Annotated in this window: 17 protein-coding genes; 10 read left to right on the top strand and 7 right to left on the bottom strand. The window is 72.5% G+C overall.

Annotated features, from left to right (window positions below; translation table 11 throughout):
* The first annotated feature begins 141 nt into the window (after positions 1–141).
* The 3 genes from ACYVLJ_RS17575 (at position 142) to ACYVLJ_RS17565 (ending at position 3,444) form a co-directional block, all read left to right on the top strand.
* Positions 142–363, top strand: a complete 222-nt coding sequence (locus ACYVLJ_RS17575) for a hypothetical protein (protein WP_451973120.1) — start codon at positions 142–144, stop codon at positions 361–363.
* 106 nt (positions 364–469) lie between these two features.
* Positions 470–2,542 (top strand): putative Ig domain-containing protein, encoded by a 2,073-nt coding sequence (locus ACYVLJ_RS17570; protein WP_460439615.1) that lies wholly within the window; start codon positions 470–472, stop codon positions 2,540–2,542.
* Between the two features lie 44 nt (positions 2,543–2,586).
* Positions 2,587–3,444, top strand: coding sequence for a GNAT family protein (locus ACYVLJ_RS17565; protein WP_460439391.1), 858 nt, complete (start codon positions 2,587–2,589; stop codon positions 3,442–3,444).
* Here ACYVLJ_RS17565 and ACYVLJ_RS17560 read toward each other — a convergent pair.
* On the bottom strand, positions 3,369–3,725 hold the full coding sequence (locus tag ACYVLJ_RS17560; protein WP_451973124.1) for an MmcQ/YjbR family DNA-binding protein: 357 nt from the start codon (positions 3,723–3,725) through the stop codon (positions 3,369–3,371). The genes ACYVLJ_RS17565 and ACYVLJ_RS17560 overlap by 76 nt on opposite strands.
* Positions 3,726–3,780: 55 nt before the next feature.
* On the opposite strand from ACYVLJ_RS17560, the gene ACYVLJ_RS17555 reads away from it, so the two are divergent.
* On the top strand, positions 3,781–4,524 hold the full coding sequence (locus ACYVLJ_RS17555) for a fructosamine kinase family protein (protein WP_460439390.1): 744 nt from the start codon (positions 3,781–3,783) through the stop codon (positions 4,522–4,524).
* On the opposite strand, the gene ACYVLJ_RS17550 is transcribed toward ACYVLJ_RS17555, so the two are convergent.
* Together ACYVLJ_RS17550 and ACYVLJ_RS17545 are read right to left on the bottom strand one after the other, a co-directional pair.
* Positions 4,521–5,177 (bottom strand): HNH endonuclease family protein, encoded by a 657-nt coding sequence (locus ACYVLJ_RS17550; RefSeq protein WP_460439389.1) that lies wholly within the window; start codon positions 5,175–5,177, stop codon positions 4,521–4,523. The genes ACYVLJ_RS17555 and ACYVLJ_RS17550 overlap by 4 nt on opposite strands.
* 82 nt (positions 5,178–5,259) lie before the next feature.
* The gene (locus ACYVLJ_RS17545) at positions 5,260–6,183 is read right to left on the bottom strand and encodes a hypothetical protein (RefSeq protein WP_460439388.1); all 924 of its coding nucleotides are present in this window, start codon (positions 6,181–6,183) and stop codon (positions 5,260–5,262) included.
* 143 nt (positions 6,184–6,326) lie between these two features.
* Between ACYVLJ_RS17545 and ACYVLJ_RS17540 the strand changes: the two genes are divergently transcribed.
* From ACYVLJ_RS17540 to ACYVLJ_RS17525, 4 genes are read left to right on the top strand one after another with little or no spacing between them, the layout of a single operon-like run.
* The gene (locus ACYVLJ_RS17540) at positions 6,327–7,190 is read left to right on the top strand and encodes an urea carboxylase-associated family protein (protein ID WP_460439387.1); all 864 of its coding nucleotides are present in this window, start codon (positions 6,327–6,329) and stop codon (positions 7,188–7,190) included.
* 39 nt (positions 7,191–7,229) lie between these two features.
* Positions 7,230–8,501 (top strand): iron-containing alcohol dehydrogenase, encoded by a 1,272-nt coding sequence (locus ACYVLJ_RS17535; RefSeq protein ID WP_451973134.1) that lies wholly within the window; start codon positions 7,230–7,232, stop codon positions 8,499–8,501.
* Positions 8,498–9,751 (top strand): sensor histidine kinase, encoded by a 1,254-nt coding sequence (locus ACYVLJ_RS17530; RefSeq protein WP_451973136.1) that lies wholly within the window; start codon positions 8,498–8,500, stop codon positions 9,749–9,751. Before ACYVLJ_RS17535 ends, ACYVLJ_RS17530 begins: the two co-directional genes overlap by 4 nt.
* Positions 9,744–10,388: a transcriptional regulator gene (locus ACYVLJ_RS17525; protein ID WP_460439386.1), complete on the top strand. Its 645-nt coding sequence runs from the start codon at positions 9,744–9,746 to the stop codon at positions 10,386–10,388. Before ACYVLJ_RS17530 ends, ACYVLJ_RS17525 begins: the two co-directional genes overlap by 8 nt.
* Here ACYVLJ_RS17525 and mftM read toward each other — a convergent pair.
* Genes mftM through mdo form a run of 4 tightly spaced genes read right to left on the bottom strand, consistent with a single transcriptional unit; the run spans position 10,385 to position 15,177 of the window.
* Positions 10,385–11,257, bottom strand: coding sequence for a mycofactocin oligosaccharide methyltransferase MftM (gene mftM, locus ACYVLJ_RS17520; RefSeq protein WP_460439385.1), 873 nt, complete (start codon positions 11,255–11,257; stop codon positions 10,385–10,387). The two genes, ACYVLJ_RS17525 and mftM, sit on opposite strands and share 4 nt — an antisense overlap.
* On the bottom strand, positions 11,254–12,723 hold the full coding sequence (locus tag ACYVLJ_RS17515) for a VWA domain-containing protein (protein ID WP_460439384.1): 1,470 nt from the start codon (positions 12,721–12,723) through the stop codon (positions 11,254–11,256). The genes mftM and ACYVLJ_RS17515 overlap by 4 nt, the downstream gene beginning before the upstream one ends.
* Positions 12,723–13,829 (bottom strand): AAA family ATPase, encoded by a 1,107-nt coding sequence (locus tag ACYVLJ_RS17510; RefSeq protein ID WP_460439383.1) that lies wholly within the window; start codon positions 13,827–13,829, stop codon positions 12,723–12,725. The genes ACYVLJ_RS17515 and ACYVLJ_RS17510 overlap by 1 nt, the downstream gene beginning before the upstream one ends.
* 55 nt (positions 13,830–13,884) lie before the next feature.
* Positions 13,885–15,177 carry an NDMA-dependent methanol dehydrogenase gene (gene mdo, locus ACYVLJ_RS17505; protein WP_451973146.1) on the bottom strand — a complete coding sequence of 431 codons (1,293 nt, stop codon included), beginning with the start codon at positions 15,175–15,177 and terminating at the stop codon, positions 13,885–13,887.
* Between the two features lie 210 nt (positions 15,178–15,387).
* Here mdo and ACYVLJ_RS17500 point away from each other — a divergent pair, with 210 nt between their 5' ends.
* The gene (locus ACYVLJ_RS17500) at positions 15,388–17,001 is read left to right on the top strand and encodes a sigma-54-dependent Fis family transcriptional regulator (protein ID WP_460439382.1); all 1,614 of its coding nucleotides are present in this window, start codon (positions 15,388–15,390) and stop codon (positions 16,999–17,001) included.
* Positions 17,002–17,098: 97 nt separating this feature from the next.
* Positions 17,099–18,208 (top strand): NDMA-dependent alcohol dehydrogenase, encoded by a 1,110-nt coding sequence (locus ACYVLJ_RS17495; protein ID WP_451973150.1) that lies wholly within the window; start codon positions 17,099–17,101, stop codon positions 18,206–18,208.
* Positions 18,209–18,230: the final 22 nt, after the last annotated feature.

The raw sequence follows: 18,230 nt of genomic DNA, 5'->3' as shown, positions 1-18,230 counted from the left end.
GCTTTCCGAGGTCCGCGGGACACCCGTCCCACCAGGGCCGACCGGCCCGGAAACGGAATACCGACAAGCCGTGGCGCGTGACGTCCGTCGGGTCTAGGAATGAGGCCGTCCACCGTTTCCCCGACCACGGAGGTATCTCCCGTGTCCGTTTTCGTCGCCGTCCTGCTCGCCCTCGGCGCCGGGCTGCTCGTCGGCGCGCGGGTGCACAGCGCCCGCGAGGCCCGCTCCAACTACTCCGCCTACCGCGCCCGCACCGCCAAGGGGTTCGGGGAGATGATCCGCACCACCGTCTCCGCCGGGGTCGCCGTCGCCGCGGCCCTCGTGCTGCTGTTCATCCTCCTCAACGTGCTGCAGCAGGCCTGAACCCGAACCCGACTCATGGCGGGTTGTTGCGGCCCCGGCCGCAGAGGACGCTTTTCACGGCTCCCACGGGTGGAGCCGGGAAAGGACTACCTCCATGAGATCGAGGGTGCTTTCTGCTGCGCTCAGTGCGGCCGTGGGCCTGCTGGGCGCAGTCGTCGTCGCCGCGCCGGCCGAGGCCGCCGCGGTCTGCGGTGACCAGGTCGTCGGCAACGGCGGGTTCGAGAGCGGTACCGCGCCGTGGACCCAGAGCAGTGGCGTGATCTCCGCCGCCACCTCGGCGGAGCCCGCGCACGGCGGGACGATGGACGCCTGGCTGGACGGCTACGGCAGCACGCACACCGACACCTTGTCCCAGTCACTGACGCTCCCCGCCGGCTGTGCTTCCGCGTCGTTGTCCTGGTGGGCGCACGTCGACACCAAGGAGACGACGACCAGTACGGCCTACGACAAGCTGGTCGTGCAGGCGGGATCCGACACCCTCGCAAGCTATTCGAACCTCGACAAGAACACCGGGTACGTCCAGCGCACCGTCGACGTGTCGCGCTACCTGGGCCAGACCGTGACGCTGCAGATCACCGGCACCGAGGACTCGAGCCTCGCCACCAACTTCCTCCTCGACGACTTCTCGCTGACCACGACCGGGACGAGCAACCCGCAGTCCCCGGTCGTCACCTCGCCGGGTGCCCAGACCACGGCCGCCGGCCAGGCGGTGTCCCTGCAGGTCCAGGCCAGTGACCCGCAGAACGACGCGCTCACCTACAGCGCGACCGGCCTGCCCGCCGGGCTGACGATCGGCGCGAGCACGGGCAGGATCACCGGCACGCCGACCGCGGCCGGCACCTCGTCGGTGACGGTCACGGCGAAGGACCCGGCCGGCAACAGCGGCAGCGCCACCTTCCCGTGGACGATCACGGCCGCGCCCGCCGACTCCACGCGCACCCCGATCAACCCGGCCTACACGGTCAGCCTGACGTCGAACAGCTCCGGCACGACGTGGACCGGCCACCAGAGCGTCAGCTTCACCAACGGCTCGGCCAGCGCCCTGCCCGAGGTCTACCTGCGGCTCTGGGACAACTACCACGGCAGCTGCCCGACGACGCCGATCACGGTCACGAACGTCACCGGCGGCACACCGTCGGCGCTCAGCGTGAACTGCACGGCCATGAAGATCACGCTCCCGAGCCCGCTGGCCCAGGGCCAGTCGGCGACCATCGGGTTCGACCTGGGCATCGACGTGCCCAGCGGCGCCGACCGGTTCGGCCACGACGGCGCGTACAACATGATCGGCAACGCGCTGCCCGTGCTCGCGGTGCGCGACAGCGCGGGCTGGCACCTCGACCCGTACACCAACAACGGCGAGTCGTTCTACACGGTGATCAGCGACTTCGACGTCACCCTGGTGCACCCGACGTCGCTGCTGACGCCGGCCACCGGCACGTCGACCGAGACGACCAGCGGCACCACGACCACCACGCACGCCGTGGCGAGCAAGGTGCGGGACTTCGCCTGGGCCTCGGGGCCGTTCGCGAAGATCCAGACGACGTCCGGGAAGGGCGTGCGCGTCAACGTCTACTCGGTCAGCGGCATCTCCACCAGCAGCGCCAACCAGATGCTGACGCTGGCCGCGGACGCCATCGACGTGCACTCGGGCCGCTTCGGCGACTACCCGTACGGCGAGGTGGACGTCGTGCTGGACAACAACTTCTGGTTCGGCGGCATGGAGTACCCGGGCTTCGTGATGGACCTCGTGTCGACCACGGCCCTGCCCCACGAGCTGGCGCACCAGTGGTGGTACGGCATCGTCGGCGACGACGAGTACAACTCGCCGTGGCTGGACGAGAGCTTCACCGACTACGCCACCGACCTCTACCGCGGCATCACCGGCAGCGGCTGCGGCATCACGTGGCAGTCGAGCGCGGAGAAGCTGACCAACTCGATGGCCTACTGGGACGCGCACTCGTCCCGGTACTCCACGGTGGTCTACAACTACGGGAAGTGCACCCTGCACGACCTGCGGCGGACGATCGGCGACACGGCCATGGCGAACCTGCTGAAGTCGTACGCCCAGTCGCACTGGTACGGCGTCTCGACGACGGCCGAGTTCAAGGCCGCCGCCCAGGCGGCGGCCGGGTCGACCGACCTGACGTCGTTCTGGGCGTCGCACCGCGTGGAGGGCTGAGAAACCGGGTTGGGTTCCCCGTCCGTGTCCGGCACTGTGAGGGCATGGACGGGGAACGGCTCTTCTGCGACACGGCGCTCGCGGCACGGATCGAACGCGCCGAAGCCCGGTTGATCACCGAAAGCAGTGACGCCGCACGGGCGCGCCGCGGGGACGCCGTCGGCTTCGCGCGCCCGCTCGCCGGCGGTGTCGCGAGCCTCGCCGAAGCGGACTCGCCGTTCACCAAGATCTGCGGGCTCGGCTTCGACGGCCTCCCGGACGGCCTCGAAGAGATCGAAGCGGCCTTCGCCGAGCTGGGCGCGCCGGTGCAGGTCGAGCTGTGCCAGCTCGCCGACGCGGCGGTCGGCGCGTACCTCACCGGACGCGGGTACCGGCTGGAGTCGTTCGAGAACGTGCTCGGCCGCCGGGTCGGGGACGCCGGCGCCCCCGGCGACGTCCGGCTCGCGCGCGAGGACGAGCTGGAGACGTGGCTGGCCGAGGTCGCCGACGCGTTCGCCGTCGCCGACACCCAGGGCCTGCCTTCGCACGAAGAGTTCCCTCGCGAGACAGTCGTCGACGCGATGCGGGACATGGCCGGGGTGCGGCGGTACCTCGTGGAACGCGACGGCGAGTTCGCCGGCGGCGCGAGCCTCCGCGTCACCGACGGGATCGCGCAGTTCACCGGCGCGGCGACCGTGCCCGCGCACCGCCGCCGCGGCGTGCAGACCGCGTTGCTGCGGGCCCGGCTCGCGGCCGCCGCCGAAGCCGGGTGCGACATCGCCGTCGTCACCACGCAGCCGGGGTCGAAGTCGCAGCAGAACGTGCAGCGCCAGGGGTTCGACCTGCTCTACGCGCGGGCGATCCTCGTGAAAGGCGTCTCCTCGACGAGCTCCTCGGGCGCCGAGAGCCGCCAGGCCTCGTAGAGCAGTTCGGCGAGCTCGTCGGCGTCGATCCGGTCGAGGTACACCACGACCCAGCCGAAGCCGCCCGCGGTGAACTGCACCTCGAAGACGTCGGGCCGCTCCGCGACCAGGGCCAGCTGTTCGGAGATCTCCTGCTTGAGCCCGACGGTCCGGGTGCGCGGCCAGAAGTAGCCGAACCGCTTGCCGCGCACGCCGAACGAGGAGTAGTCGCGTGCCTCCGATCGCTGGACCTCCGCCAGCCGGCCGAGCAGCAGTTCGAGTTTCCGGACCGTGACCGTCACCTGTCGCTCCCCCTGTCTCCGGCGACCACCGTAGCGCGCCGGTACCGTGCGGGACATGAGCGATCCGCCTGACGTCGTGATCAAGCGGGGGCACGCTCCCGGCGCGACCGCCGCCGAGGCCGCGGGGCTGCGCTGGCTGGCCGCGGCGGGCGCGGTCCCGGTGCCGGTGGTCCGCAGCGCCGACGACGAGCGGCTGGTCCTCGACCGGGTGCCGTCCGGTCGCCCGTCGGCCGCCGCGGCCGAGCGGTTCGGCCGCGGGCTGGCCCGGCTGCACGCGGCCGGCGCGCCGGCGTTCGGCTCGCCACCGCCGGGCGGTCCCGCCGACGCGTGGATCGGCCTGGCACCGATGGCGAACGTCCCCGGGGACGACTGGGCCACCTGGTACGCGTCGCGGCGCGTGCTGCCGTACGTCCGGCTCGCGGTGGACGCCGGGACGTTCGGCAGCACGGAAGCGACGCTGTTCGAACGTGCCTGCGACCGGATCCCGGCGTCGGCCGAACCCCCGGCGCGGCTGCACGGCGACCTGTGGAACGGCAACGTCCTGTGGGACGGCCGGGACGCGTGGCTGATCGACCCGGCCGCCCACGGCGGGCACCGCGAGACGGACCTGGCGATGCTGCAGCTGTTCGGCTGCCCGCACCTCGACCGCGTCATCGCCGCCTACGACGAGACCGCGCCGTTGGCGGCCGGCCGGCGCGACCGGATCGGCCTGCACCAGCTGTTCCCGCTGCTGGTGCACACCGTCCTGTTCGGACAGTCGTACGCCGGGCAGGCGGTCGCGGCGGCGCGCTCGTTCTAGCAGTGCTGGAGCATCGACTCCAGGGCCGTCTTCTCCGGCACGGTGATCGTCAGGCCGTAGTTGCTCTTGACCACGATCCAGTCCGTGGCGTAGGTGCACCAGTACGAGACGAGCGGCGGTTTCCACTGGTCCGGGGCCTTGTCGCTCTTCTGCTCGTTGAGGTTGTCGGTGACGGCGTGCAGCTGCGGCCGGACCAGGTCGTTGGCGAACTGTTCGCGCCGCTCCTGCGTCCACGACTTCGCGCCGCTCACCCAGGCCTGCCCGAGCGGCACCATGTGGTCGATGTCCACATCGGACGCTTTGTGCCACGTCGCGCCGTCGTAGGCGCTGACCCACGTGCCGGACTTCGGGGCGCAGTCGGAGGTGGTGGTGACGTCCTGGCCGTCGCGCTTGAGCACCTGTTCGCGGGTGTCGCAGGCGCCGTCGACCTTGTCCCAGTGGGGGAACTTGTCGCGGCTGTAGCCGTCCATGGTGCCGCGCACGGCGACCGTCAGCTTGGCCAGTTCGGCCCGCGCCTCGGTGGGCGCGACCGGCGGCGCGGCGGCCGTACCGGTCGGCCGGCCGCCGGCCGCCGGCCCGTCGGGCACCTTGCAGCCGGTGAGGGAGGCCCCCGCGAGGGCGGCCAGCAGGACAAGCGCTCGGGTGCGCGGCATCGTGAACCCCTTTCACGTCCACCGGGAGATGCCCAGCCGACGCCGCGGGGAAACGGTGCAGTCGGTGTACTTGGCGCGAAAGTTACGAGCCGTGGAAGACCTGTGCGACGAACACGGCGGCCACGATCCCGGCGGCGACGAGCAGCGTCAGCACGACGACCAGCCCCCACGGCACCAGCCGGATCGGCCGCTGCCGCGGGAAGACCGCCGACCCCGGCCGCCGCTGGAGCGGAATGCGCGGGCCGGGCTCGTCGTCGGCGCTCGGCGCGGGCTGTTCGGCCGGCACCGGAACGACGGCGGGCAGCTCGGGCAGCCGGGAGAGCGCGGGAAGCCGGGCGGGGAAGCCGTCGGCGAGCAGCGCCGCGCGCGGTGGCGCGAGGTGGGCGAGCGAGAGGGCGTAGCAGGCGTCGAGGACGTCGTCGGCCGACCAGACGGTCCGCCACCGGTTGTGCTGCCCGATGATCCGCCGCAACCCCCGCGAGTCGGCGAGGACGACGGCCACGCCGGGCACGGACCCGGGGTGTGCCGGGACTTCGAGCACGCCCTGGTCCACGGCGTGCGGCTGCGCCGACCCGGCGGCCACGTCGCCCGGCTCGCGCACGTCGGCCGAACCCGGCCCCGCGCCGGACGGGATGACCGCGGCCTGCGGCCCACCGGCCGACGGAACGACCGCGACCAGGCCGGTCACGTACTGCCCGCCGTCGTGCGCGGCCAACGCACCCTTCGTGGCCTCCACCGCCGCACCAGCACGCTCGCCCGGGCCCGCCGACCGTCCCTCCCCCGGCTCGTGGGCCGCGATGACCACCACGCCGAACCGGGTGAACACCAAGGCGTCGACGAACCGGGGGCCGAGGCGGCTCGGGACCGTGATGCCCGCCAGGGCCAGGCCCGTCAGGTGGTCGGGCCCCGGGCCCCACGACCGCAGCAGCGCCACGACGTGCTCGGCCGCGGCGGGCAGCCGTGATTCTTCGCCGGTGCGCTGGCTGGCCACGAGCACCCGGGTCACCCCTCCCGAAGACAACCGTCCCTCGTTCGACGGTAAGAGCCGGACCGGCCGTCGCCCCAGCAGCCGAACGAGTGGTCGAACGCCACCGTGCGTAGCCGGGGCATCCTGGACCCCGCAGCCGCACACCGACGAAGGAGCCGCCGATGGTCTCAGCCGCCTACCAGGGCGCCGCGCTCGAAGTCGACCGGTCGTTCTACCGGCGCCTCGCCGAGGACGACGGCCGCGAGCTCGTCGAGACGTTCGAGATCCCGATCCGCTCCGGCCGCGCGTGGCGGGTGCCGCGAGGTCACCTGTGCCGCCTGCGCACCGTCGACGGCCCGCAGGTCGGCGACCTCAACCTCTGGAACGCCGACGACCCGCGCGAACGCTTCTGGGCCTCGCGCACCCGGCAGCTGCAGCGCGCCCACGTCAGCACGTTCGACCGGCTCTGGTCGACGCTCCCGTTCCTGCGCCCGCTCGCCACGATCACCGCCGACACGCTCGAGGACTACGGCGAGGACAGCGAGGGCGGCCGCGTCCACGACCTGCTCGGCACCCGCTGCGACCCGTACGTCAACCGGCTGCTCACCGGCGAGGACTTCGACTTCCACTGCCACTCGAACCTGGTACGCGCGGTCGCGCCGTTCGGGCTCACCGAATTCGACGTGCACGACGTCCTGAACGTCTTCCAGTGCACCGGGCTCACCGAAGACGACCGGTACTTCATGAAGGCCTGCCCCGCCCGCCCGGGCGACCACTTCGAGTTCTTCGCCGAGATCGACCTGCTGTGCGCCCTCTCCACGTGCCCCGGCGGCGACCTGTCCGTCCCGCTCTGGGGACCGGACGCCCGCGACCCGGTCGACGTCTGCCACCCGATCGGCGTCGACGTCGTCAAACCGCGTCCTGAGCTGCTGACGGACTGGCGCCCGCCGGAGCGCGCGGCCTACCGCGGGCTGCACGGCACCCGGCTGCCCGACTGGGCCGGCCTACCCGATCGGACGGGTCGGGCGGGGGAACCGGCGAGGTAGCCTGGGCCGGAAGTCATCGTCGACGTCGGGAGTGTCTTCGTGGTCCTCACTCGCCGGCCCTCGCCCGCCCGGGTGGCCGGCGAAGACGCGTGGCCGGCCACCTCGCTGGCCCAGCCCGCCGCGCTCTACAGCGCCGCGATGACCCCACCCGGCCCCGAAGGTCTCACGATCGCCAAGTTCCACGCCCCCGAGATCATGTTCGGCGAGGGCGCGCTCGCGGAGGCCGGGCACGTCGCCGCCCGCCTCGGCGCCCGGCGGCCGATGCTGGTCACCGACGCCGGGCTGCTCGCGACGCCGTGGGTGGAGGAGCTGCTCGGCCACCTGCGGGCCGAAGGCCTGACGCCGACGGTGTGGGCGGGGCTGACGCCCAACCCGAAGGACCACGAGATCCGCGCCGGGCACGAGCGCTACCTCGAAGCCGGCTGCGACGTCATCATGGGCCTCGGCGGCGGCTCGGTGATCGACGCCGGCAAGGGCGTCGCGCTGCTGGCGGCCAACGGCGGCGACATCCTCGACTTCGAAGGCGTCGACCGCAGCCGCCAGCCGATCCCGCCGATGGTGATGATCCCGTCGACCGCGGGCACCGGCGCCGACGTCTCGCAGTTCTGCATCGTCACCGACACCGCGCAGAACACCAAGATCACGATCATCGGCCGCACGCTGGTCCCGGACGTCTCGGTGACCGACCCGCGGCTGCTCACCACGATGCCGGACTGGCTGGCCGCGGCGACCGGGCTGGACGCGCTGACGCACGGCATCGAGGCGTTCGTGTCGCGGGCGCACAACCCGCTGACCGACCACCACGCGCTCAACTCGATCGCCCTGGTCGACGGGAACCTCGTCGGCAGCATCGACCGGCCGGCCGAGCGCTCGCCGCGGGTGCTGATGGCCCAGGCCAGCCTGGAGGCCGGGCTGGCGTTCACCAACGCGATCCTCGGCGCCGCGCACGCGATGAGCCACCAGGTCGGCGGCCTGCTCGACCTGCCGCACGGCGTGATCAACGGCGTCCTGCTCCCGCACGTCGTCCGGTTCAACGCACGCGCCAACCCGGAGCGGTACGTGCCGATCGCCCGCGCCCTCGGCTGCGTGCCGGAGGGAGCGCCGCCCGAGGAGGCCGGGCCCGCCGTCGCCGACCGCGTGCGGGCGCTGGCCGACGACGTCGGCGTGCCGAAGGGGCTGGGCGAGCTCGGTGTCACCGTCGCCCACGTTCCGGTGCTGGCGCGGAACACGCTGCACGACGCGTGTCTCGCGACGAACCCGCGCGACGCCGACGTGGCGGAGATCGAAGAGCTGTTCCGGGCGGCCCTGTGACCCGCGCCCCGCTCGACGACCACGACCGCCCCGGCTACCTCGCCGAGCTGACCGGCGTCCGGTCCGGGAAGCGGTCGTTCTACCCCGCGTACGTGACGTCGATCGAGCGCCTCGAGGGCGTGATCCACGCGCTGGACCGGATTTCCCGGACCCTGGTGCGGACTGTGGAGCAGCAGGACGACCTGCTGCGCGCCACCGTCCGGACCGCGGCCGAGCACGTCGACGCGGAGTACGCCCTGTTCGCCGTCGCCGACTCGGTGCTGCCCGAAGCCGAGCCGCGGTGCACGATCATCGGGCCGGGCGGCCGCCAGCTGTCCACTGTGGACCCGATGCCCGGGTACGTGCGGGCCTGCCTGACCCGGATGCTCGGCGGGGCACTGGACTTCTCCGAAGCCGGCGACCAGCCGGGCCGGCACCTGCGGGTGCCGGTGACGCTGGAGTGCGAAGTCGTCGGCGGGCTGCTGCTGTGGGCCCCGCACGGGCGCCGGATCGACGCGACCGACGAGGCCGTGCTGCGGATCCTGGCGAGCCAAAGCGTGGTGGCCCTGCACAACTCGTCGCTGCACCGGCGCAGCGCCCGCGCCCAGCAGGAGCTGCTCGCGGCCCGCCAGCGCGAGGTGATCGACTCGGAACGGCACCGGATCGCCCGCGAGCTGCACGACAGCGTCACGCAGTCGGTGCTCTCGGCCGGCATGCAGATCGAGCTCTGCCGGGCGGACGCCGCGGGCGAGACGGCCGAGCGGCTGACCGTGGCCAAGGACCTCACCCGCGGCGCGGTCGACCAGCTGCGGTCGGTCATCCACGCGCTCAGCCACGACCGCGAGGGCGCGCACGCCAGCCTGCCCGAGCTGCTGGAGCAGCTGACGAAGGTGCACCTGCCGACGGAGCTGGCGGTCGAGCTGCGGATCGGCGGCAAGCCGGCGGACCTGCCCGCCGCGGCCGAGCACTCGCTGTTCCGGATCTGCGGCGAGGCGCTGTTCAACAGCGCGGTCCACGGCCACGCCCGCCGCGCGCTGATCCGGCTGAGCTACCGCGCGGACGAGGTGGTGCTGGCGGTGTCCGACGACGGCAGCGGCGAGCCGGAGGTGCTGCGCCGGGTGCTGCGCGTCGCGGGCGGCCACGACCTCGACGGCGCGCACCGCGGCCTGGCCAACATGGACGCCCGCGCCCGCGAGCTGGGCGGCACGTTCTCCGTGCGGCGGTCGCGGATCGGCGGGGTCAAGATCGTGGTGGGGGTGCCCCTTGGCTGAGCCGATCACGATCGTCCTGGTCGACGACCACGCCATCCTCCGCCAGGGCCTGCGTTCGGTCCTGGAGCGCGACCCGCTGTTCCGGATCGTGGGCGAGGCTTCGACCGCGGCGGAGGCCCGGACGGTGATCGCCGCCCGCCGGCCGGCGGTGGTGCTGCTGGACCTCAAGCTGTCGACCTCGTCGGACTCCGAGGGCCTGGCGCTGTGCGGGTCGCTGACTTCGCAGTACCCGTCCCTGGCGGTCCTGGTGCTGACGACGTTCCTGGAAGACCACCTGGTGATCGAGGCGGTCCACGCGGGTGCGCGGGGGTACGTGGTGAAGGACGTCGACACGACGGCACTGGCGAACGCGATCAAGGCGGTTTCGCGCGGGGAGACGGCGTTCGACTCGCGCAGCGTGTCTTCGGTGGTGCGGACGTTGTCGAGCCGCACCCAGCCCGACACCCAGCGGCTGACCGGCCGGGAGCTGACGGTGCTGAAGCTGCTGGCGCAGGGGTTGTCGAACCAGGCCATCGGGGCGGAGTTGTTCATTTCGCCCACCACGGCCAAGTTCCACGTCGGCAACATCATGCGGAAGCTCGAGGTGGGCAGCCGCGCGGAGGCCGTGTACGCGGCCTCGAAGCGGGCGTTGATCTAAGCCACGTCGAGGACCAGCCAGCCGCCGTGGTGTTCGAAGACCGTGAACGGCACCCCCGACGCCCGCCCCCACGCCTGCAGGGCCCCGAAGCCGAAGCACCGGACGTGCCCGAACGCCGGGTTCGGCGTCGCCTCGAACGGGACCGCCACCACCACTCGCCGCCGGGCGACGCGCAGCATCTCCCCGAGCACGGCAGTTCCGTGCTCCGGTGACACGTGCTCCAGCAGGTGGATCGCCGTCACCGTGTCGACACTGCCCGACGCCAGCGGCACGGCCGCCGCGTCGCAGGCCAGGGTCGGCAACGGCGTGCCGAACCAGGAGGCGACCTGCGTCAGCAGGCCCATCGTGCCCGGCGAGATGTCCGACGCGATCGGCCTCAGGCCGCGGGAGACCATCTGCAGCGGCAGGAACCCGAAGCAGGACCCCAGATCCAGCACCGAACGGCCCCGCACCAGCTCCAGCGCCCGCGCATGCACCGGTGCGAACGACGCGATCGCGCCCGTCGGCGCCGGGCGGCGCAGCGCGGCCAGGGTGTTGGCGTAGAACACCGTCCAGGCCAGCAGCGGGTCGTGGACGGTCGTGCGCACCACGCCCGTGAAGATGTCCTCGAAGTGCGGCGCCAGGAAGCCGAGTTCGGCCGCGAGGTGCCCGGCCAGGTCGTCGTCCAGCTCGTCGCCGCGGTAGCGGTGCGAGACCAGCGTCCGCTGCCCCAGGGAGTACACCCGGAAGTGCGACGTCACGCGCGTGGGCACCAGCCGCGCGGTCAGGGCGTTCGGCACGGCGACGCCGTCCTCGTGGCAGACCAGCAGTTCGCCGCGCTCCCACCAGCCGCGGTGGCCCGGCGCCAGGGGGTCCAGGATCGCGGTCACCGACCGGTCCTCGCCGAGGCCAGGTCGGTCGCCGCACTGTCCAAACCGGACAGATCGCGGACGACCCGCACGCGGTCGCAGAACTCCGCGTACGCCGGCAGGTCGCACGGTCCGAGCCCCCACGAGTAGCGCGGTTCCTGCGTGAGCCAGATCGTCTCGCGCGCCCGGCGGGCCAGCTCCTCGAACGCGGGCAGGTTCGGGTCGTTGCCGTTGCCGCGCCCGTCGCCGAGCACCAGGACCGTCGTGCGGCGGGTGACCGACGCGCCGTGCTCGCCGAGGAACGTGCCGAACACCCGGCCGTAGTCGGAGTTCGCGTCGATGTCGAGGACGTCGCCGCCGAAGACCCGGCCGAGGGCCTCTTCGACGTGGTACCGCCCGAACAGCCCGGTGATCTCCGCGAGGTCCGCGACGAACGCGAAAGTGCGCACCTGCCCGAACATCCCCTGCAGCCGGTGCACGAGGTGCAGCGTGAACCGCGCGGTCGCCCGCACCGACAGGCTGACGTCCGCCAGCACCACCAGCCGCGGCTTGTCCTCGGCCTTCGCGACCGTCACCGGCCGGAACGGGACGCCGTCGTAGCGCAGGTTCCGCCGCATCGTCCGGGCCGAGTCGAGGCGCCCCCGCGCGTGCTCGCGCTTCCGGTGCGTCGGGGCGCCGCGCAGGCTGTGCACCAGCCGTCGCACGGCGGCTTCGAGCTGGTCCTGCTCCCGGCCGTCCAGCTCCCCCACGGGCGCGACGCGGCGGCCCTCCACCGTGTGCTGCAACGACATCAGGTATTCGAGGTGCCGCTTCAGCGCCTCCGGCAGCCCGGCGAGCCGGGCCCGGATCGCCGCCGCGTCGTCCTCGTCGCCGCCCGGGTCGGCCGCGTCGTCGAGCCAGCCCAGCAAGGCGTCCTGCTCGGCCAGGCTCAGCTCGGTGTCCAGCTTCGTGCCCGGCGCCGTGCTCACCGCCCCGGGGTCGGCGCCGTGCGTCCGGTCGACGTCGAGCCGGACGGAGTTGGAGTCCTCCAGGGAGCCGACGTCCTGCTGGGAGAACACGATCTCGTCGGTCGTGTCGTTGTCGAGGACGATCGGGTTCAGCTCCGGGTGCGGGCTGTAGCGCTCGACGAGCTTCGAGCGGTCGAACAGGTCGCCGACCTCGGCGTCCGGGCTCTCCATGTCCGCCCGCGGCGGCCGCTGGCCCAGCTCCTCGGCGAGGGTGAACTCCTCGAGGTCGCGGGCCCGCCGTCGCGACGGCTCGCCGGAGAACCGGACGAAGGCGAAGAACGCGGCGAAGAGCTCGTCGAACCGGTCGTCGTCGCGGTGGTCCTTGACCAGCGACGTCCGCAGCGCCTCGCGCAGCAGCGCGCGGTCGGCCAGGATCCCCGGCGCGGCGGCCCCGGCGAGGGCGTCCAGCGTCTCCGACACCGAGATCCGGACGCCGGCCGCCCGCAGCAGCCGCGCGAAGTGGTGGACGGTCGCTTCCATCACGCCCGCCGGTGCCGGCCGAGGTTCGCCGTGAACGACCGCGCCCCCTGGCTCGTGCTGACCTGCCGCACGCGGCCGTTCTCGTCCCCGGGAGCCGGTTGCTGCTTCTCGCCGTAGTACCCGGGCCCGTGCCGCCCCGGCCGGTCACGCTCGCCGCGCACGGCCGCACCTTCGTTCTCGGCCGTGACGTGCTCCCCCGCGACGAGCTTCGGCAGCGCGGCCGCCGCCCGCTCGACGTCCTTCTCGTACTTGGCCACCACGGAAATCGTGTCTTCGAGCAGGCCGGGCTCGAGTTCGGTGGCGCCGAGGACGGCCAGCGTCCGGGCCCAGTCGATCGTCTCGGAGATGCTCGGCGGCTTCCGCAGGCCCAGGCCGCGCAGCCCGCGCACGAGGTCGACGAGGTGCCCGGCGAGCGCGTCGGGCAGCCCGGTCTTCTTCGACCGGATGATGTCCAGCTCGCGCGCCGCCGACGGGTAGTCCAGGAACAGGTGCAGGCACCGCCGTTTCAGCGCCGCCGAGAGGTCCCGCGTGTTGTTCGAGGTCAGCACGACGAAGGGCGGGTGCGCCGCGGTGAACGTGCCCAGCTCGGGCACCGACACCTGCTGCTCGGCGAGCATCTCCAGCAGCACCGCTTCGAGGGCTTCGTCGGCCCGGTCGACCTCGTCGACCAGCAGCACCAACGGCTCCGGCGAGCGCACGGCCGCCAGCAGCGGCCGCGCGGCGAGGAACCGCTCGGAGAAGAAGACGCTGTCCTGCGCGCTGATCCGGTCGACCGCCTCGCGCAGGTCGGCCGCGTCCTCGACGATCGCGCCGATCTTCTCCCGCAGCAACTGCGTGTAGAGCATCTGCTTGCCGTAGTCCCAGTCGTAGAGGGCCTTGGTCTCGTCCTGGCCCTCGTAGCACTGCAGGCGCAGCAGCCGCCGTCCGGTGGCGGCCGCGAGGGACTTGGCCAGCTCGGTCTTGCCGACGCCGGCGGGCCCTTCGAGCAGCACCGGCTTGCCCAGCTCGGCCTGCAGGAACACGGTGGTGGCCAGCCGGCGGTCGGTGAGGTAGCCGACCTCGGCCAGCCGCGCGGCGACGTCGTCGACCGAAGCGAAACTCGTCACGGGGGTCCCTTCGGAGGCGGGGCCCGCGGGTGCCGGGGCACCCGCGGGCCGCGGTTCAGGAGAGGAAGTCGTCCAGGTCGCCGTTGAAGCAGTGGTCGACGACCGGGCGGACCGTCTCGAACGTCGTCTCCTTCGGGTTCCCGGGCGTGCAGGAGTCGCCGAGGATGTGGTTCGACACGCGGTCGACGTCGTGGTCGTCGCCCTTGATCACCGCGGCCTGCTCGTAGACCTTCGTCGGGCCCGTGCCGAGCCGGTTCTTCGGGTGGGTGTCCTGCTTGACGTCGGTGAACTTCTCCGGGATGCCGACGTCGCGCAGCAGCCGGACCGCGGCCGCGACCGCCGCGTCGGCCGCCTTGACCTCGGTCATGCCGGTGGTGTCGACGCCCAGCGCCTCGGCCAGCTTCGCGTAGCGCTGGTAGGCCACGGGCAGGTTCCACGCCCACACCCGCGGCAGCGCGATGGCGTTGTTCAGGCCGTGGTGGGTGTCGTAGAACGCGCTGACGGCGTGCGAAACCGAGTGGATCACGCCGAGACCACCGGAGTTGAACGCCTGCCCGGCGGTGTACTGGGCGTACATCATGCCTTCGCGGGCTTCGAGGTTGTCGCCGTGCCAGGTCGCGGTGCGCAGGTGCCGGCCGACCAGCTCGGCCGAGTACAGCGCGTTGCCGAGCGAGGGGATGAAGTTCAGCCGGGAGACGTACGGTTCGGACGCGTGGGCGAGCACGTCGAAGCCGCACTGGGCGGTGAAGTGCGACGGGCAGTCGTAGTAGAGCACCGGGTCGTCCACCGCGAGGGTGACGACGGACGCGTCGTCGAAGGCGACGTATTTGTGCGGATTCTCCGGATCGGTCGTGGTGTCGGTGATGACGTAGGCCCACGACGTCTCGGACCCCGTACCCGCCGTAGTGGAGACGGCGATGTGCGGCGGGTTCTTGGTGTTCTCGCTCTTGTTGAAGCCTTCGAACTCGTTGATGTTCCGCCCGTCGTGCGCGACCGAGATGCGCGCGCCCTTGCAGGCGTCGTGCGAGGAGCCGCCGCCGATGGAGACGAAGCCGTCGCAGTCGTGCTCCTGGTACAACGCGACGGAGTCCATCACGTTGTAGTCCTTCGGGTTGGACTCGACCTGGTCGTAGAGCACCGGGTCGAGGCCGTGGTACTTGAGCGACTCGAAGATCTTGTGCACGATGCCGGTGCCGCGCAGGCCCGACGTCATCACGAGCGGCCGCCGCATGCCCATCTTCAGGGCCTCCGGGCCGATCATCTCGTGCGCGCCCGGGCCGAGCAGCGCCCGCGGCATCGGGTGGAACTCCTTGAGCGGGAACGGCTTGATCAGTTCGTCGACCTGCATGGGGTGTCCCTTCCACGATCGGGCTTCACTGCGGGGCCGACGGTATTTCCGTTGTGGCGCAGGGGGAACAGCTCATCCCGGAAACCGTCCGGGTGGGGACGGCGGAACCGTCCGGCCGGAGCGGGCCGCGACCTGCCCGGACGGAGAGGTTCACCCCGCGCCCGGTCCGTGTGATGATGACCCCGGGTACCGGCTCGACGAGGAGTGCGCGTGGACCTGCGGACCGAGATCGCGCAGTCGTGGCGGCGGGCGGAGCTTTCCGGGCTCTCGCCGGCGTCGTCGGTGGACCGGCTGGACGTCGCCGACGTCGACAGCCGGAGCCGCTTGCTGCGAGCGGCGTCACCGGTGCTCGACGAGCTGGCCCGGCAGCTGGCCGGCACGCGCTTCTGCGTCGTGCTCGCCGACGACGAGTGCCGGATCGTGGCCCGGCGGTTCAGCGAGCGGTCGGTCGAGCTGGCGCTGGAGAACATCAGCGCGGTGCCGGGCTGCCAGTTCCTGGAGGAGCGGACCGGGACGAACTCCCTCGCGACGCCGTTCGAGACCCGCCGCGGCGTCTCGGTCGACGGCGACGAGCACTTCCTCGAGGCCATGAAGCAGTTCACCTGCTACGGCCACCCCGTGGTGCACCCGGCGACCCGGCGGCTGGCCGGCGTCCTGGACATCACCGGCCCGGCCGACGACGCGAACCCGCTGCTCGCGCCGTTCCTGCGGCGCGCGGTCGCCGACATCGAACGGCGGCTGCTCGACGGCGCGAAGCTCGCCGAGCAGCAGCTGCTGGCCGCGTTCCAGTCGGTGCAGCACCGGGCGTGCGCGGTCCTGGCGCTCGGCCACGACGTCGTGCTAGCGAACACAGCGGCGACCGAGCTCGTCGACACCGCCGACCACCGCCTGCTGCAGGAGCTGGGCCGGACCCAGCGCGGGCTGCGGCGCATCCAGCTGACCTCCGGCACACCGGTCGAGGTCCGGGTCGAGGCGGTTTCGGCGAACGCCGGGCTGCTGTTCGAGCTGGCGCCGGTGCGGACGACGAGCCCGGTGGTGTCGCGCCCGCGCGGCCGGCGGGCGCGGTTCCCCGCGCAGATCGACGAGCGCCGACGCGGCGCCGGCCGTGCCCGCCGGCGCGTGCTCATCTCCGGCGAGCCCGGAGCCGGCCGCAGCACGGCGGCCCGCGTCGTCGCCGGCGACGAGCCGGTGCGCGAGTTCGACTGCTCCGACGTCCTGGCCGGCGAAGGCGAGTGGTGCGCCCGGGTGGAGGCGGCGTGCGACGGGTCCGGGTTGATCGTGATCGACGGCATCCAGCTGCTCCCCCCGCTCGCGGCGGTCCGCCTGGCCCGGCTCCTGGACACGACGACGGCGTGGTTCGCGCTGCTCAGCGGCCCCTCGGCGGAGCTGAGCGGCGAGCAGGCGACCCTGGCCGCACGCGTGCACCGGCGCATCGAGCTGCCACCGCTGCGCGAGCGCCGCGACGAGATCCCGGCGATCGCCCGCGAGCTCCTGCGCGGCTTCGGCGACTCCCTGCGCCTGACCCCGGGCGCGCTGGAGCTGCTGGGCTCCCAGCAGTGGCCGGGCAACCTGCGCGAGCTGGCCGGGGTCCTGGCGGGCGCGGCCGACCGCCGCTCCGCGGGCGACCTCACGGCCTCGGACATCGCCCCGGGCTGCGTGGAGACGGCCCCGGGCGCCGCGCTGAGCGGCTGGGAGCAGGCGGAGTACGACGTGATCGTCCGGACGCTGCGGGCGTGCGACGGCAACAAGGTGCGCGCGGCCAAGCAGCTGGGCATCAGCCGCTCCACGCTCTACAACCGCATGCGGGCGCTGCGGGTCCGCTGAGTCGTGCCGGTGTCCGGGATTCGGACACTCCGTCAGACGGCCCCCTCGACACAATCGAGGCACGAAGGGTGCACCGCCGCACGTGGAGGAGAGGGCCGTGAAGACCAAGGCAGCCGTACTGTTCGATGCCGGTAAGCCGTTCGAAATCATGGAGCTGGACCTCGACGGCCCGGGTCCCGGCGAGGTGCTGATCAAGTACACCGCCGCCGGGTTGTGCCACTCGGACCTGCACCTGATCGACAACGACCTGGTGCCGCGCTTCCCGATCATCGGGGGCCACGAAGGGGCCGGCATCATCGAAGAGGTCGGGCCCGGCGTCACCAAGGTGGCTCCCGGCGACCACGTCGTCTGCAGCTTCATCCCCAACTGCGGCAGCTGCCGCTACTGCTCGACCGGGCGCCAGAACCTGTGCGACCTGGGCGCCACCATCCTCGAGGGCCACATGCCCGACGGCACGTTCCGCTTCCACGGCGGCGGCCAGGACTTCGGCGCCATGTGCATGCTCGGCACGTTCTCCGAGCGCGCCACGATCTCGCAGCACTCCGTCGTCAAGGTCGACGACTGGCTGCCGCTGGAAACGGCCGTGCTGGTCGGCTGCGGCGTGCCCACCGGGTGGGCCACCGCGAACTACGCCGGTGGCGTCCGGGCCGGGGACACCACGGTCGTCTACGGCATCGGCGGCATCGGCATCAACGCCGTGCAGGGCGCCGCGCACGCCGGCGCGAAGTACGTCGTCGCCGTCGATCCGGTCGAGTTCAAGCGGGAGGCCGCGCTCAAGTTCGGCGCCACCCACGCCTTCGCCTCCGCCGCCGAAGCCGCCGAGAAGGTCAACGAGCTGACCTGGGGCCAGCTGGCCGACCAGGCCCTGATCACCGTCGGGACCGTGGACGAAGACGTGGTCAGCGCGGCCTTCGACGTCGTCGGCAAGGGCGGCACGGTCGTCGTCACCGGGCTCGCCAACCCGGAGAAGCTCACCGTGCACGTCTCCGGCGGTGTCCTGACGCTGTTCGAGAAGACGATCAAGGGCACGCTCTTCGGGTCGGCCAACCCGCAGTACGACATCGTCCGGCTGCTGCGGCTCTACGACGCCGGCAAGCTCAAGCTCGACGAGCTGGTGACCCGCAAGTACACCCTCGAGCAGGTCAACGAGGGCTACCAGGACCTGCGCGACGGCAAGAACATCCGCGGCGTGATCGTCCACGCCTGAGCCGGTCCACCGGGAGTCCACA

The sequence above is a fragment of the Amycolatopsis stemonae genome (assembly GCF_054781455.1).
Note: the sequence above shows the minus strand (reverse complement) of the source record. Positions and strands in the feature narration are given on the sequence as shown.

Excerpts from the sequence above, each read along its gene's own strand:
- ACYVLJ_RS17565 (WP_460439391.1), top strand. The coding sequence starts at position 2,587 with ATGGACGGGGAACGGCTCTTCTGCGACACGGCGCTCGCGGCACGGATC.
- ACYVLJ_RS17555 (WP_460439390.1), top strand. The coding sequence starts at position 3,781 with ATGAGCGATCCGCCTGACGTCGTGATCAAGCGGGGGCACGCTCCCGGC.
- ACYVLJ_RS17550 (WP_460439389.1), bottom strand. The coding sequence starts at position 5,177 with ATGCCGCGCACCCGAGCGCTTGTCCTGCTGGCCGCCCTCGCGGGGGCC.
- ACYVLJ_RS17540 (WP_460439387.1), top strand. The coding sequence starts at position 6,327 with ATGGTCTCAGCCGCCTACCAGGGCGCCGCGCTCGAAGTCGACCGGTCG.
- ACYVLJ_RS17515 (WP_460439384.1), bottom strand. The coding sequence starts at position 12,723 with ATGGAAGCGACCGTCCACCACTTCGCGCGGCTGCTGCGGGCGGCCGGC.
- mdo (WP_451973146.1), bottom strand. The coding sequence starts at position 15,177 with ATGCAGGTCGACGAACTGATCAAGCCGTTCCCGCTCAAGGAGTTCCAC.